General features: G+C 41.2%; 1 protein-coding gene. It reads right to left on the minus strand.

Annotated elements, in window-relative coordinates:
- Positions 1-13: 13 nt before the first annotated feature.
- The gene (locus E5329_RS29020; protein WP_135992563.1) at positions 14-1,462 is read right to left on the minus strand and encodes an IS5 family transposase; all 1,449 of its coding nucleotides are present in this window, start codon (positions 1,460-1,462) and stop codon (positions 14-16) included.
- Positions 1,463-1,598: the final 136 nt, after the last annotated feature.

Raw genomic sequence — 1,598 nt, forward strand, 5'->3', positions numbered from 1 at the left:
TAGTGCCTGCTGATTAAGCCACTATTACCAACTTCCCCGAAATCTCTTCGGGGAAGCCTCTTAAGCGACTCAACAGGGCGCAGAGAATCCTTCTCTGCATTTTGAAGAGATTCGCTGTAAGTACCGATAACGCTATTGATGTGAGTTGTGTTTCCTCCAGTTTGGTTACGATTAATCCTAATCCATAACTATGTTTTTCAACACTGAATTCCCGTTCCACTTCAATTCGGTCCGTATTATCTTGATATTCCTGTTTCTTCTCTATCTTTGTCTGTTTTTTCTTCCCTGGCCGTCCCAGTTTAGGACCAGACATCCGAATCCCTTTGCTTTTACAAAACTTTCGGTTTTCTCTGGTCCGGTAGATCTGATCTACCAGTATCCGTTCTGGATAATGCCCTGTCCGGTTATAGTATCTCATGACTGCTTCCTGAAGGTAAACACTTTCATTGTATGCTTCAAATGAGATCTGTTCAATCCGACTATAACCTTTTTCATCTATGCTTAAGTCCAGTTTCGCCCCAAACTCTACCGGCGCTTTCGCTTTCCCCCTTACGATCGGACGCAGCCACGGCTGACTAATACTTACAATGCGATGTTCGACCGTATGCGTTTTGTTCTCATACATGTACAACTGTTGCTCATACAGTTTCATAATCGTCAGCAAAAACGGAATCTCCTTTTTTACTGGCGCATAGCCCTCTTCCATGTATTTCTCCAGATATCCAAGATCCCTCCGGACATAGGACAGCTGTTTCTTTACCGCCTTTCGCACCTGCTTTTTGGAATGTTTCTTCCCTTTCGCAAAAGACAGATATTCTTTCCGGGCTTTTTTACGGTAACGTCTCGGTAACGGCAGTCCATAGGATTTACAAAACCGATAAATGATCGTCTCCAGTTTTTCTCTTGCTTCATTTAAAAGGGATACGTCCTGGGGATATCGGATGTTAGCCGGTGCACAGGTGGCATCTATAATCAATGTCCCATGATTCACTGCATCTTCCTGACCCTTTTCACAATCCCTCTTTTCAGAAGAGTCTTTTGACGGAGGATCCTTCTTATCATCATCATGATTCAAAATATAGTCATTTGCTTCCATTATGATCTCAGGAGACAAACGTTTCCGGAAAAGGACAAGGGTACTTGCATCAAACGGTGGTTCTTCCTGATAACCTGGAAGCCCTATGAAGTATTGCAGATATGGATTCTCTGTAATCTGTTCCACAAGTTCGCGGTCTGAGAAACAGAGTTTCTTTTGGATAATTAATGAACCAAGAGCCGTACGCAAAGGCTTTGCAACGTTTCCTGTATCATTTGGAAACAGATCAGCATATTTTGATTCAAAAACATCCCATGGAATTTGTTCTGCCAAACGCACCCATCTGTTTTCAGGATTCATATGCATTCCTAATGGCTGGTTAAAATCGAGGAATGAATGTTGTAACTTATCAAGATATTTATACATATATTGGACTCCCTGCTTGTATATTTTTAAGGTTATCTGCACGAAAAATGAACGATTAATTTCTATTATCTTGCAAGTATTATATACCAAACAGCCAGAAAAGTCAGTAAAATCACAATGTCATTAACTTAAGGAA

It is taken from the genome of Petralouisia muris, from assembly GCF_004793545.1.
GTDB classification, from domain to species: Bacteria; Bacillota; Clostridia; order Lachnospirales; family Lachnospiraceae; genus Petralouisia; species Petralouisia muris.

What these genes read in the sequence shown, in the direction of transcription:
- E5329_RS29020 (WP_135992563.1), bottom strand. Translation starts at nt 1,462, where the DNA reads ATGTATAAATATCTTGATAAGTTACAACATTCATTCCTCGATTTTAAC.